This is a genomic window from Spirosoma daeguense (assembly GCF_054776875.1).
Genome location: NZ_BAAHBF010000006.1, coordinates 252,049 through 266,212 on the forward strand (window position 1 = coordinate 252,049; position 14,164 = coordinate 266,212).

Sequence of the window (14,164 nt, forward strand, 5' to 3'; positions counted from 1 at the left end):
ACATAAGACCGTCTCATATTCCACTTTTTCCATCAAACTATATGTTGGGTGTTACCAAAAAGCCGTGCTTGTGAGCTGGGTTCCGTGCGATAGGTTGTAAGTCTCCGACAGGCAGCTTTATGGCTCATTAGTCGACTTCGATTGACAAGTCAAAAACTCCTGCCTTTGAGCTTAGGTTTCTATTTTTCGGATTTTGGTTGATATATTGCCCATCTTACAATGCATGTCTAAGCTTGAATTAGCAGGTGTAGTTGACAAAGGAAACGCCCGGTTAGACGGGTCTGATGTACGTTTACCAGCCTTCTACCACAAGTCAAACATTCCTTAAGCTAACTTTTGCTTGCTAAGTACAATCTTAATTTTAATTATGAAAACCACAATTGTGGGATTAATGACTCTTTTTTCTTCGACTTCGCTTGCTTAAATCTGATTTAGCTATTTGTAATGCGAATGGACAAAAAATTCAAGCAGAAAATGATTATCGGAGAAAATCTATCAATGTTTTAAAACCAATAAAATTACTGGAGCAGGATGACATTGGAGTTCGCTTAGTAAAATGTGAAGGGAACATAAAAGAGCAGACTATCACTGTAATTTTAGCTTTAATAAATCATGAAGCAAATAGTGAATTCCTATTCAGTTAGAGCCAAATTATTGATTTACGGGGAAAAGATTTTAAAACCTTTGAGAGGGATCTTGGAAAAGAAAGCAATAGAAATAAATAACTCATTTCAAATATCCTACCAATTCTTTCCAATTAGATAGCACATCGATATACTGATCTTTACTAACGGTTAGCTATGCTTCTGTATAATGTAAAGGGTTGGTATATGTATCGAATTTGATCTGTATACTAACTTGTTCAAAACTCCCCAAAATTCGTCTATACTACGTATCCACTACACCGTAATCGATGCTCGTTACGTTCATGTCGTTATGCTGGTTCGTGTTAGTTTCGGTTCATATACAAAGCCTATACGTGATCGAAACGATTGATAAAAACCGTAAACAACACATACCAATACTATAAGTTCCAATTCAAAAATCGAACTTTCTTGATAGAAAAACATAAAAATAAAAAAGTAAAAGAAACAAATAGAAATTAAATAACAGAAAATACAGGAGAGTACAGGAGAGCTAGGATCAGCAGAAATACGTACATTTACGTATATTTTTTAGCAATTTTTCGTGATTCCCATCTTTGTTTACGAATAAATCTACCTGTATGTATCCAATTCTAACTTTACAGCGATTGCGGCTATTTTCTATAGCCTTCCTTTTGCTTTGTTTTTCTTTTGCTCAGGCAATTGGGCAAGGAAGATCAGTTTCGATAAGCGGTAAAATTACCGATGAGGCAGGCAAACCCTTACCGGGCGCATCAGTGGTGGTGAAGTCGGCAACAACCGGAACGATATCGAATCAGGATGGCCAATTCACGATTTCGGCTCCTGAAAATGCGGTGTTAGTATTTAGCTCCATTAGTTTCGAAACACAGGAAGTTCCGGTTAGCAATCGGTCTGTAATTGACGTAGCGATGCAGCCCTCCAACAAAACGCTGAATGAAGTAGTGGTAGTTGGTTACGGTACGCAAAGTAAACGCGCCATCACCGGAGCCGTTTCTTCGATTGGTTTTGGTGAATTTAAAGACCGCTCGTTTAGCAACGTAGCACAATCGCTGGCGGGTAAAGTAGCTGGCGTAAACATTACACAAGGACAAGGTGCACCGGGTGTTTCGCCCATAATCAGAATTCGGGGAGTAAGCTCGATTACGGCAGGAACGACTCCCCTATTCGTTGTGGATGGCGTTCCGCTTGAAAACTTTAACCTCAATCTGATTAACCCACAGGATATTGAGTCGGTCGACGTATTGAAAGATGCATCGTCGGCAGCTATTTATGGTTCGCGGGGTGCCAACGGGGTTGTGCTGGTAACAACTAAGCTGGGTAAAGTTGGTAAAACAAACATCAGTGCAGGATATGAATATGGTATTCAGGAAGTTACTCGAAAAGTGCCTCTCATGAATGCCCAGCAGTGGATTAATTACTACGTCGATGCACACAACAACGCCTGGGTCGATCTGAATCCAGCCGTAAATAAAGCAACGGACCCCAACAGTGTTCGTACAGCCGCTTACCGGATTCCCGACGAGTTCATTACCAACCCGCAACAGTTTGGCAATGGCACTGACTGGCAGGATGTTATGTTTCGCGTAGCGCCCTCACATAATGCGCAATTGTCGGTTTCGGGAGGCACGGAAAAAACACAATTCCTCTTTTCAGGCGCTTACCTCGATCAGCAGGCAGTTCTGGATCAGAACTACTACAAACGACTATCGCTACGTACCAATATCAAGCATAAAGTGTCGGATAAATTCAGCCTTGGCTTGAATCTGGGCGCAACAACCATCTTCGACCGTACTGAAGGTACGCAGGGAAAAAGCGACGTAATTAGCCTTGCTCAACAAAGTGACCCAATTTTTCCGGTCTACAACGAAAACGGTAATCTCGGTTATCGCGACCCCAATTCAGTCTGGAATAAATACCTCGCCTACAATGACTTAAATCTCTGGCATCCGTATTCGCTCACTCGTTTTTATCATAAGCAGAATAAATCATTCAATACGTTGGCAACGGCTTTTGCCGAGTACTATATCACCGACGACCTGAAGTTTCGGACAAGCATCAGCGGCAACCTGTTCAATACCCGTCTGAACTCGTATCGGGTTAAAAATCAAGGCTATGGCTACTCGAGTTTACTACCAGCCGAAGGAAATGTTCAAACATCGTACATGCTGAACTGGCTGTCGGAAAATACGCTGACGTATGACAAGCAGTTTGGCGACCATAATCTGAACGTATTGGCCGGTTATTCGGTACAACAACAGCGCGACGAATTTGCTACTGTTACGTCGGGAAGTTTCCCTAATGATCTGGTTGAAACCCTCAACGCGGGTGTGGTAACAAGCGGCTCCAGTACGGCTTCTGAATGGGCTATGATTTCGTATCTGGCTCGTGCTCAGTACAATTTCCAGAACAAATATTTCCTGACCGGTGCCATTCGTCGGGATGGTAGCTCTCGCTTCGGAACCGACACACGCTGGGGTTATTTCCCGTCGGTATCGGCAGGCTGGTTGATTTCAGACGAGAATTTCATGAAGAATATCAAACTGATTAACAGCCTAAAAATACGGGCCAGCTATGGTATTGCCGGAAATAATCAGATTCCAAACTACGGGGCAATTAGTCTACTGAATGCATCAAATTACGTATCAGGCGCAACCCTCGCATCGGGGCTGGCAATTGGCAATATTGCGAATACGGGCTTGAAATGGGAACGTACTGGACAATTGAATATTGGCCTGGATGTCAGATTGCTGGGCGACCGGATTGGGCTGTCGGCTGAATATTACAGTTCCATTACCCGCGACATGCTGTTGAATGTACCAGTGCCCGACATTTCCGGTTTCTCGACTCAGTTGACCAACATCGGCCGGATGCGGAATCAGGGTATCGAGTTGAATCTGAACACGAAAAATACAACGGGCAAACTCGTCTGGACCACCGATTTCAATTTCAGTCTCAACCGCAACAAAGTACTCCAGTTAGGCCCCGGCAATGCGCCGATTATTTATACGGATTACGTAGTAGCAGTGAAAACCGAAGTAGGTCAGCCAATTTCGAACTACTTTGGCTACGTAGTGGATGGCGTATTTAAAAATCAGGCTGCCGTTGATGCCTATCCGCACTACAGCACTACCAAACCCGGCGATCCAATTATCCGCGATGTGAACGGCGACGGTAAAATTACGGTCGATGATCGTACCAGTCTCGGCAATTTTCAGCCTGATTTTATGGCCGGTATTACAAACTCATTTTCCTGGAAAGGCTTCGATTTTTCGTTCTTCCTGCAAGGTGCCTACGGTGGCGAAATTGTGAATCAGAATTTCCGTTATCTGGGCTTCTGGAACAACGGACGTAACATGTTTACCAGCGTCGATAATCGTTGGCGGTCAGAAGCTAATCCGGGCGATGGCAAGCACTTCCGCGCTACGTTGGGCCTGACCGGTTTGCAGGATCAGTTTCATAGCATGTGGGTTGAAGACGCATCCTTTACCCGCCTGAAAAACATCCGCATTTCGTATACGCTTCCAACGAGTCTGATGAGCAAAACACCCTTCAAAATTGCCCGTGTGTATGTGAATGCCGAGAACGTGTATCTGTGGAGTTCGTATACCAATTATGACCCAGAAAATACGACCTATGGCGCAAGTAGTTTCAGCAGTGGCGGCAATGGGTTGAATGCATCAGGGAACGCGCCAAACGGAGCTTTCATCGGTGTGGATTACGGTTCGTATCCGTTACCTCGCGTTGTTACGATGGGCTTAAAGCTTGATTTTTAACGATCTGATACGCTTAGAAAAACTTGAATTAACGTAGTGAATTTAGTCGTATTTGTCCATTATGGCACTCTTTCGCTCATTCACTCATTCGCTCTTTAATCCGATGAAAACCATAAAATCACTTCTTACACTTCTTTGCGTTGGCCTGTTAGCAACGGGTTGCAAAGAATCATTTCTGGAACTGAAGCCCCTCTCTAACCCAACGGCCGATAACTTCCGGTCGAGAGACGATTTCGAGCTGGCCGTCAACGCAGCCTATGCGTCGCTCTACACAATTTATCATCCCGAAGGTGCGGTTTCGTACGCCAACGAGCAAATGAGCGATAACGCCATTATGTTCAACATTTCGGGAATTCAGGCCGATAAATGGCAATTTAAAGATTACAGCCTCGCTACGTCGAATACGATGGTGTATCAGTTCTGGCAGGAATATTACAAAGCCATTTTCAACGCCAACATTGTACTCGATAAAATTGAAGGCGCAACCCTCGACGCTACGTATAAAGACGGCGTGAAAGCGCAGATGATGTTCCTTCGTGGATTATACTATTTTAACATGGTTCAGCTCTGGGGCGATGTGCCGCTCGTAACCACTCCGTTAACTGGTGAGCAGAGTTATGCGGTGCTACGTTCGCCACAAACTGCCATCTATGATCAGATCAAAAAAGACCTCCAGTTTGCCGTTGATAAGCTTCCACTGGCATCGGCGGTTACAATGGCGGGTCGGGCATCGAAAGGGGCCGCTCAACTGCTTTTGGGAAAGGTTTACCTTACTCTGGGCGACAAAACATCGGCGGCTACAGTACTAAAAAGTCTGTATGATAGTAATCAATATTCGTTGCTCCCTAACTATGCCGATTTGTGGGGGCCAAGTGTGAAAAATACGAAAGAATCGATTTTTGAGGTTCAGTTTCTGGGCGGAAATGCGTCGGCACCCTATAGCCGTTACTATCAATTCTTTTACCCAAATACCAATACGCTGGGCTTCTACGGCGGTGGTATGAATCAGGTAACCGACGATCTGTTTAACGAATACGAAGCGAACGACCCTCGTCGGGATTTGTCAATTGCACCGGGCTACAACAACGCTGGTACGTATGTTGCGCAGAAATATACCATCAAATGGACCGATACAAAAGCGACACAGGTTGGCGGCAACCCATTGTCTAACAACAACTTCATGATACTACGTTATGCCGACGCGCTACTGCTTCTGACTGAAGCGACCGGCGACGCTACGTACCTAAATCTGGTTCGGACTCGTTCTAAACTTCCTAAATTCGGCGACGCTACGTATCCATCAGCCAAATATGCTACACTCGATTTAGCCATCGAACACGAACGTCGGGTAGAGTTGGCAATTGAGTTCAATCGCTGGTTCGATCTGAAGCGTACGAACCGCGCCATTACCGTACTGACGGCAAAAGGCAAAGCTATCAGCCAGACGAAATTGCTGTGGCCCATTCCGCAAATTGTACGGACTCAAAACGAAGCTATCACGCAAAATCCGGGGTATTAGGCTGTGTACAGATAGTTTTCACACACGAACACCCCTAAATCCCCTGAAGGGAACTTTGCTCGCATTTGAACAAAGTCCCCTTCAGGGGATTTAGGGGTAAATAAGCTGAGAACCTATCCGAATGACCATAACTATGGGCCATTTCAGAAAAATACATGGCTGATAAAATCATACAATCCATCGAAAAAATCATACAGAATGCAACACTAAAAAAACGCATTCTTTGTACATGCGAATTTGTAGTTTTTACCGAGCCTTAAGCTTTGTCTTCTTTCTAGCTACTTTTTGGGCTTGTACATCCGAAAAAAAGGCTGACGAAACCGATCCAAACCAATTGAAGGTTTCCGATAATAATCGCTTTGTGGCGCAGGGCGACAACAAACCATTTTTCTGGCTGGGTGATACGGGCTGGCTGTTATTTACTCGATTAAACCGTGAAGAAGCCGAAACGTATCTGGAAAACCGGAAGCAAAAAGGCTTCAATGTGGTTCAGGTAATGGTGCTTCATACGTTAGGTGCCACTAACGTTTACGGCGATTCTGCATTGGTTGGTAAAAATATTGCCACGCCCAAACTAACGGAGGGGAGTTCGTTTACCGATTCAACGCAGTACGATTTCTGGGATCACGTTGATTTTGTGGTCGATAAAGCGGCCGAAAAAGGGATTTACATGGCACTTGTACCACTTTGGGGCAACAATGTAAAAAGTAAGCGCGTCAATCAGGAGCGCGCCAAAGCTTATGCCGATTTCATTGCCAATCGCTACAAGAACCGGCCAAACATCATCTGGCTGGACGGGGGCGACATCAAAGGCAACGACTCGCTGGAAGTCTGGAAAACGATTGGCAACACCATTAATCAACTTGATTCAACCCATCTCATTACGTTCCATCCGCGCGGACGTTCTTCCTCTACGGAGTGGTTCCATAATGAGCCGTGGCTAGATTTCAACATGGTGCAATCGGGTCATAAATCGTACGCACAAGACACGTCGGCAAAAGACAAACAGCATTACGGTGAAGACAACTGGCGGCATATCCAATACGATTTAGCCTTGAAACCAACCAAACCAACTATCGACGGCGAGCCGTCTTATGAGCAGATTCCACACGGTTTGCACAATCCTGAAGACCCGCGCTGGACAGCCGATGATGTGCGTCGATATGGATACTGGTCCGTTCTGTCAGGTGCATTCGGTTACACCTACGGGCATAATTCGATCATGCAGTTTTATAGAAAAGGCGACAAAAAGAGTTCGTTTGGAGCCATCGACGACTGGACAAAAGCACTTGATTCGCCGGGAGCGAATCAGATGGTTCACCTAAAAAATCTAATGCTGGCTCACTCCTTTTTCGACCGCGTCCCTGATCAATCGCTCATCGCCAATCAGGGCGAACGATACGATTATCTGGTCGCCAGTCGCGGCCCGGATCACGCGCTGATTTACACATATACCGGACGTAACATCAAACTGAATATGGGCCAACTTCCCGGCGACAACGTAGCAGCGTCGTGGTTCAGCCCGCGCGATGGCAAAACAACCGCCATTGGCGACGTAGCAAACACAGGTATTAAGGAGTTCAACCCACCCGCCGAACCCAAAAATGGCAACGACTGGGTATTAGTTATTCAGAAGAAATGAAGACCATAAGTCAATCCCGCTCCAACCGGACCGCCGGACCGCCCTCTCCTGAAAAACAAGGGAGGGACTTGCCCTCAGTCGTTTTAAAGTCCCTCCCCTTATTTCAAGGGGAAGGATTTAGGGTGGGGTATATCGCTACGGTTCTCCTTTTCCTCCTCACGTCCTGCTCCAAAGATGTGTACATGTTCACGTCCTTCCATGAGCCTGCAAACGAAGGACTTCGGATGCTCTATAGCTACGATGGCTACAAATGGACCGATCTAAATCGCACGTTTCTGAAACCCGAAATCGGCAGTCAGAAAGTGATGCGAGACCCGTCGATGGCAAAGGGGAAAGACGGTACGTTTCATCTGGTCTGGACGAGTAGTTGGAAAGGCGACAAAGGCTTTGGTTATGCCAGCTCTAAAGACCTGATTCACTGGTCGCCGGAGCGATTTCTTCCGGTAATGGAACACGAGCCTACAACCGTGAATGTCTGGGCACCCGAACTGTTTTACGACGACGAAGCCAACGAATTTGTGATCATCTGGGCATCAACGATCCCCAACCGCTTTGAACGGGGTGTTGAAGACGAGAACAACAACCACCGGATGTACTACACGACGACCAAAGATTTCACTACGTTCGCACCGACTAAACTCTTTCTCGATCCAAAATTCAGCGTGATCGACGCCGTGATTGTGAAGCGCAAATCGTCTGATTACGTACTGGTTCTGAAAGATAATACCCGCCCGGAACGTAACATCAAAGTAGCCTTCGGCAATAAACCAACCGGTCCATTTACGAACGTATCGGCGCCCTTCACGAAGAAATTTACCGAAGGCCCATCCGTGGCTAAAGTCGGTAACGAGTGGCTGATCTATTTCGATTCGTATCAGGATAAAACCTACGATGCTGTCAGAACCCGCGACTTCAAAACCTTTACCGATGTGAAGTCAGAAATAGCCATTCCGGAAGGCCACAAACACGGTACGATTTTCAAAGCGAAGAAAACGATTTTGAAGGGATTGTTGAAAGAGTAACAATATCATTTTTAATGAATTTCAGACCAATACACTTAGAAGCCCCACCCCAACCCCTGCCCCTGAAAACAGGGGAGGGGCTTTGCCTCCGGGTTGTTTTAAGCCCCTCCCCTGTTTTCAGGGGCAGGGGTTGGGGTGGGGTCATAATCTTACTGCTTTCCCTCGCTCAGTTCGCTCAAGCCCAGCAAACGGAAAAACGCTACCTGTCAGGAACGGGGAACGACAACACCGTGAACTGGCAATTCTACTGCACGGCCGGACAAAATTCGGGCAGGTGGACGACCATTCCTGTACCGTCGAACTGGGAGTTGCAGGGCTTCGGAAAATACAATTATGGCTTTGCGAAAGACAGCGCGAAGGGCAAGGAACAGGGACTTTATAAATACGACTTTCAGGCTCCCACTACGTGGAAAGGCAAACGCATAAACCTTGTTTTTGAGGGCGTTATGACCGACGTCGACGTAAAAATAAACGGTAAGTCAGCCGGGCCAATTCATCAGGGAGCGTACTACGCCTTCAACTACGACGTAACGGATTTACTCAATTATGGCGCAAGTAATTTGCTCGAAGCGACCGTATCGAAACACTCCGCCAACGCATCGGTCAACGAAGCCGAACGCAAGGGCGATTTCTGGATTTTCGGCGGCATCTTCCGGCCCGTTTATCTCGAAATTCTTCCCGCCGATCACGTAGCGAACGTAGCAATTGACGCCAAAGCGAACGGTACGTTTATGGCCCAGCTTCAACTGAACACAAGCAGCAAAGCGACCGACGTAGCGGCCCAGCTATTCACTACGTCCGGGCAAAAGGTCGGTACACCGTTTACCGAAAAAATCGGTGCCGGAACCAAGTCTGTTACGTTGACAAAAATGATTCACAACCCGCTGTTATGGACTTCCGAAACACCGAATCGTTACAAAGTTGAGTTCCAGTTACGGCAGGCTGGCAAGCCCGTTCATGTTGTAACAAAGACGTTCGGTTTTCGGACGGTGGAGATCAGACAGCGAGACGGTATTTACGTCAATGGTACAAAAATCAAGCTTAAGGGTGTAAACCGGCATTCGTTCTGGCCAACATCGGGCCGGGCGCTGAGCAAAAAAATCAGCGTGCTGGACGTGAATCTGATGAAAGACATGAACATGAACGCCGTCCGAATGTCGCACTACCCGCCCGACGATCATTTTCTGGACGTTTGCGATTCGCTGGGCCTGTTCGTATTCGATGAACTGGCGGGTTGGCACGGCCATTACGACACGCCCACCGGAACGAAACTGCTCAACGAACTCATTACGCACGACGTCAATCATCCGTCGGTGATTGGCTGGATCAACGGCAACGAGGGGGGTCATAATCGCGAGCTCGACGCGCTTTTCGCCCAGGATATTCAGAAACGGCACGTACTGCATGCCTGGGAAGATTTCAACGGTTTTGATACGCAGCATTACCGCGAATTCAACTACGGAATTGGCAACTACAACCTGGGCCATTCCATTACGTTACCCACCGAGTTTCTGCATGGTATGTACGATGGCGGTCACGGCGCGGGGCTGGATGATTACTGGGAAACGATGTGGCACGAACCCCTGGCGGCCGGTGGTTTCCTCTGGGATTTTGCCGATCAGGGCGTAGTACGTACCGATCTGAACAATGGAAAAGGCCCGCTCGATACGGACAAAAATCGCGGGGCCGATGGCATCGTAGGGCCGTATCGGGAAAAGGAAGGCAGTTTCTTTACGATCAAGGAAGTCTGGTCGCCCATAAAGCTGGCACGCCGGGAAATTACGCCCTCGTTCGACGGTACGTTCCCGATTGAGAACCGCTATCATTATACTAACGTAGCGCAGTGCTCGTTTACCGGAAAACTGGTAAAAGTCTCCAGGCCATACAACGTAGCGAAGCCCGTTGAAAAGACATTTGCCGTTACGTCGCCGAATCTGAAACCGCTGGAGAAAGGGTTGCTAAAAGCCAATCTGCCAACGGATTGGAAGGGTTACGATTTTCTGTACATCACCGCCATCGACCCACACAAACGCGAGCTGTTCACGTGGAGTTTCGCGATTTCGCTGCCAACCAACGTAGCGGCATCACTGGTAAAAACCGAAGACGCGGGCAACGTAGCACTCACCGAAACCGATTCTCTGTATAACGTAGTAGCAAACGGCATTCAGGTATCAATCAGCAGGCGGAACGGCGCGTTACGTCAGGTTTCGAATGCCAATGGAAACGTGTTGCTGACCAACGGACCAATTTTGCAGGAAGCCGCCAACAATTTCAGCAACTTCACACAACGTAGCGACGGTAAAAATCTTATCATCGAATCGACCTTCGACCGAAAAACGGCTTTCAATACGTTACAATGGACTATTTATCCGTCGGGTTGGGTAAAAATGAAGGTGCGCTATTTCCCGAATGCCTATTTCACGTTTATGAACGGGGTCAATTTTTCGTTTCCCGAAAAAGAGATGAAAGCCGTTACGTGGATGGGCAAAGGGCCTTACCGCGTCTGGAAAAATCGGCTGAAAGGTGGTGCCCTGGGCGTCTGGAACAAAACCTATAACAACACCGAAACCGGCGAACAACCGCTGGTTTACCCTGAATTTAAAGGCTATCACGCCAATATGTACTGGTGTCGATTTGAAGCCAATGGCAATCCGTTTACCGTAGCGACCGAGAACGAGGATGTATTTTTCCGACTCTTCACACCCGCCTGGAAAACCGACCAGTGGCACAACTACGAACCCATTTTTCCGTCGGGCGACATTTCGTTCATGCAGGGAATTCCCAGCATCGGAACGAAAACCCAACGGAACGAAACCACCGGACCAATGGGCCAGAAATATGCGTTTTACGATTACGAAAAAGAACCCGCCCGCGCTATCGAAATGACGTTGTATTTTGACTTTTCGGGGAAGTGATGGAACGCTGATTTTTATGATGATTATGATTTACACAGATCATAATCATCATAAAAATCAGCGTTCTATTAATTCTAACAGTCTTATGAAATTTGTCTTTATCATACTCTATCTCTTTCCTTCACTTCTTCTGGCGCAACAGGCTGAAATCTGGGTCGCGCCGGATGGGTCGGATGCGAATGCGGGAACGAAAGAAAAGCCGATGGCGAGTTTGCAACTGGCGATTCGTAAGGTTCGCGAATTACGACGGCTGAATGATGCAAGCGTAGCGAACGGCGCGCACATTTACCTACGTAACGGTTTGTATGCGTTGAGCGAACCCGTTTTCATTCGACCAGAGGATTCGGGAACGTCTGCCAGCCCCACGATTATTGAAGCGGCTCCGAATGAGAAGCCGGTTTTGAGTGGTGGCGTAGCGATCAAAAACTGGCAAAAACTGACAGGTAACGTAGCGGGTTTGCCGAAAGAAGCGGCTGGGAAAGTCTGGGTGGCTGATGCGCCGAAAGTAGGTGGACGACTCTTGGAATTTCGGCAGTTGTGGGTGAACGGCGACAAAGCGATACGTGCCAAAGACACGCCGTACCCGCTCATGAACCGGATTCTGTCGTGGAATAAACAGGAGCAAACCTGCTGGATTCCGGTCCCAAAATTCAACGATCTGTCGAAGGCCGACGGACTGGAAATGCTCATTCATCAGTGGTGGGCAATTGCGAATCTGCGCGTCAAACGGATTGACGTACAGGGAGATAGTGCCAAACTATGGTTTCATCAGCCCGAAAGCCGGATTCAATCGGAGCATCCGTGGCCCGCGCCCTGGATTTCCAAAGAAACGGGTAACTCCGCCTTTTATCTGACCAACGCCATTCAGTTTCTGAACCAGCCGGGCGAGTGGTTTCTGGACAGTAAAGCCGAAAAAATCTATTACATCCCGCGTCCGAACGAAAATATCGTCACTGCTCAGGTCATTGCTCCCGCGCTCGAAACGCTGGTACGTATCGCCGGAACGATTGATTATCCCGTAACCAACGTAGCGTTCAAAGGAGTTTCTTTTCAGCACACGAGTTGGCTACGTCCATCGCAGCAGGGGCACGTACCGCATCAGGCCGGTTTGCCGATGCTCGATGCCTACAAACTGAAAATTCCCGGAACGGCCGATAAAAAAACGCTCGAAAATCAGGCGTGGGTAGGTCGCCCGTCTGCGGGGGTCGATGTCAATTTTGCGCAGCACACTACGTTCGAAAACTGCCGATTTGAACACCTGGCCGCTACGGGTCTGGATTATCACAAAGGCGTTCAGCACAATCTGATTCGCGGAAATCTGTTCAGCGACATTGGCGGAACGGGCATTCAAGTGGGTGTTTTTGCCGACGAAGCCACGGAGATTCACTTACCTTACAATCCCAGCGATGAGCGGGAAGTGTGTACGAATCTGGTCATCAGCAACAACCTGATTACCAACGTAACGAATGAAGATTGGGGAGCGGTAGGCATCGGGGCGGGTTACGTTCGCAGTATCAACATTGAACACAACGACATCAGCGAAGTCGGTTATAGCGGGATTAGTATGGGATGGGGCTGGACACGCACCATCAACGCCATGCGCAATAACAAGGTCGTGGCAAACAAAATACATCGCTACGCCAAACACATGTACGATGCAGCCGCCATTTATACGCTCTCCGCGCAACCCGGTTCGATCATCGCCGAAAACTACATCGACAGCGTCTATAAAGCGCCTTACGCACATTTGCCTGCGCATTGGTTTTATCTCTATACCGACGAAGGTTCGTCGTATTTCACGATCAGAGACAACTGGACGCCTTCGGAAAAATACCTGCAAAACGCCAACGGCCCCAACAATGTCTGGGAACGTAACGGCCCGACCGTAGCCGACAGCATCCGAACGAAAGCGGGTTTACAGCCAACGTATCAGTATTTGCTACGTGAAAAAGCGCCGATGGATGCCAACTGGCGCATTAACAAAGAAAATCCGGTCATTGTGGAGTTGACCACGAAGGATAACCAATCGCTTGACAGACAGAAATTAAACGCGGTTCTGGTGAAAAGCAAGGTCAATCCAAATGCGGTGTATCAGTGGCAAAATCATTACGTTATTTTCGACAAAGTGCCCGATGTTTTCGTACTCAGCGAGCGATTGAAGGCCACGTTTCCCACCGCAAACGTCAAAACGTATTACGACCTGTTCTACGAATTCAACCGCAGTCACTGCGCCAACGGACCCGCTTCCGGTGACTGGGAACACACGATTTTAACCGCCAATCTGGTTGCCGATCCGAAGCTTCAGCAGGAATATCTGGACTACCACGCAACACAGTTTGAGAAGTGGCCAGAAGTATCGAAAGGCTTTTGCAATGCTCAGTTTCAGCAACTGCTTCTGTACCGAAACGGTCGGCAACTGATGCTGGTAATCAGCATTCCGAAAGGCGAAAGTCTGGATAAACTCAATCCCAAAACCACCGAAAACAACCCGCGCGTCGATGAGTGGAACGCCCGAATGAAAAAATATCAGGAAGGGATTCCGGGTACAAAGCTGGGCGAGGTTTGGGTGGAATTGAAAGTGGTTAATTAATTACCCCTCCCCAACCCCTCCCCTTGAAATAAGGGGAGGGGCTTTGTCTTCGGACTCTGTGAAGTCCCTCTCCTTTT

Annotated in this window: 6 protein-coding genes; all 6 read left to right on the forward strand. The window is 47.7% G+C overall.

The window, feature by feature from the left end; genetic code table 11:
* The first annotated feature begins 1,225 nt into the window (after positions 1-1,225).
* The 6 genes from ACYVD4_RS20395 (at position 1,226) to ACYVD4_RS20420 (ending at position 14,087) form a co-directional block, all read left to right on the forward strand.
* Positions 1,226-4,399, forward strand: coding sequence for a SusC/RagA family TonB-linked outer membrane protein (locus ACYVD4_RS20395; protein WP_460948869.1), 3,174 nt, complete (start codon positions 1,226-1,228; stop codon positions 4,397-4,399).
* A gap of 61 nt (positions 4,400-4,460) precedes the next feature.
* Positions 4,461-5,918, forward strand: coding sequence for a RagB/SusD family nutrient uptake outer membrane protein (locus tag ACYVD4_RS20400; RefSeq protein WP_460948871.1), 1,458 nt, complete (start codon positions 4,461-4,463; stop codon positions 5,916-5,918).
* A gap of 229 nt (positions 5,919-6,147) precedes the next feature.
* Positions 6,148-7,560: a glycoside hydrolase family 140 protein gene (locus ACYVD4_RS20405; protein WP_460948873.1), complete on the forward strand. Its 1,413-nt coding sequence runs from the start codon at positions 6,148-6,150 to the stop codon at positions 7,558-7,560.
* A 122-nt stretch (positions 7,561-7,682) separates the two neighbouring features.
* On the forward strand, positions 7,683-8,582 hold the full coding sequence (locus tag ACYVD4_RS20410) for a glycoside hydrolase family 43 protein (protein WP_460949312.1): 900 nt from the start codon (positions 7,683-7,685) through the stop codon (positions 8,580-8,582).
* 14 nt (positions 8,583-8,596) lie between these two features.
* A complete protein-coding gene (locus ACYVD4_RS20415) occupies positions 8,597-11,497 on the forward strand; it encodes a glycoside hydrolase family 2 TIM barrel-domain containing protein (RefSeq protein WP_460948875.1) in 2,901 nt (966 codons plus the stop codon).
* Positions 11,498-11,582: 85 nt separating this feature from the next.
* The gene (locus ACYVD4_RS20420) at positions 11,583-14,087 is read left to right on the forward strand and encodes an L-rhamnose mutarotase (RefSeq protein ID WP_460948877.1); all 2,505 of its coding nucleotides are present in this window, start codon (positions 11,583-11,585) and stop codon (positions 14,085-14,087) included.
* Positions 14,088-14,164: the final 77 nt, after the last annotated feature.

Bases quoted from the DNA above. Each gene is read 5' to 3' on its own strand.
- ACYVD4_RS20395 (WP_460948869.1), top strand. From the start codon at position 1,226: ATGTATCCAATTCTAACTTTACAGCGATTGCGGCTATTTTCTATAGCC.
- ACYVD4_RS20400 (WP_460948871.1), top strand. From the start codon at position 4,461: ATGGCACTCTTTCGCTCATTCACTCATTCGCTCTTTAATCCGATGAAA.
- ACYVD4_RS20405 (WP_460948873.1), top strand. From the start codon at position 6,148: ATGCGAATTTGTAGTTTTTACCGAGCCTTAAGCTTTGTCTTCTTTCTA.
- ACYVD4_RS20415 (WP_460948875.1), top strand. From the start codon at position 8,597: ATGAATTTCAGACCAATACACTTAGAAGCCCCACCCCAACCCCTGCCC.
- ACYVD4_RS20420 (WP_460948877.1), top strand. From the start codon at position 11,583: ATGAAATTTGTCTTTATCATACTCTATCTCTTTCCTTCACTTCTTCTG.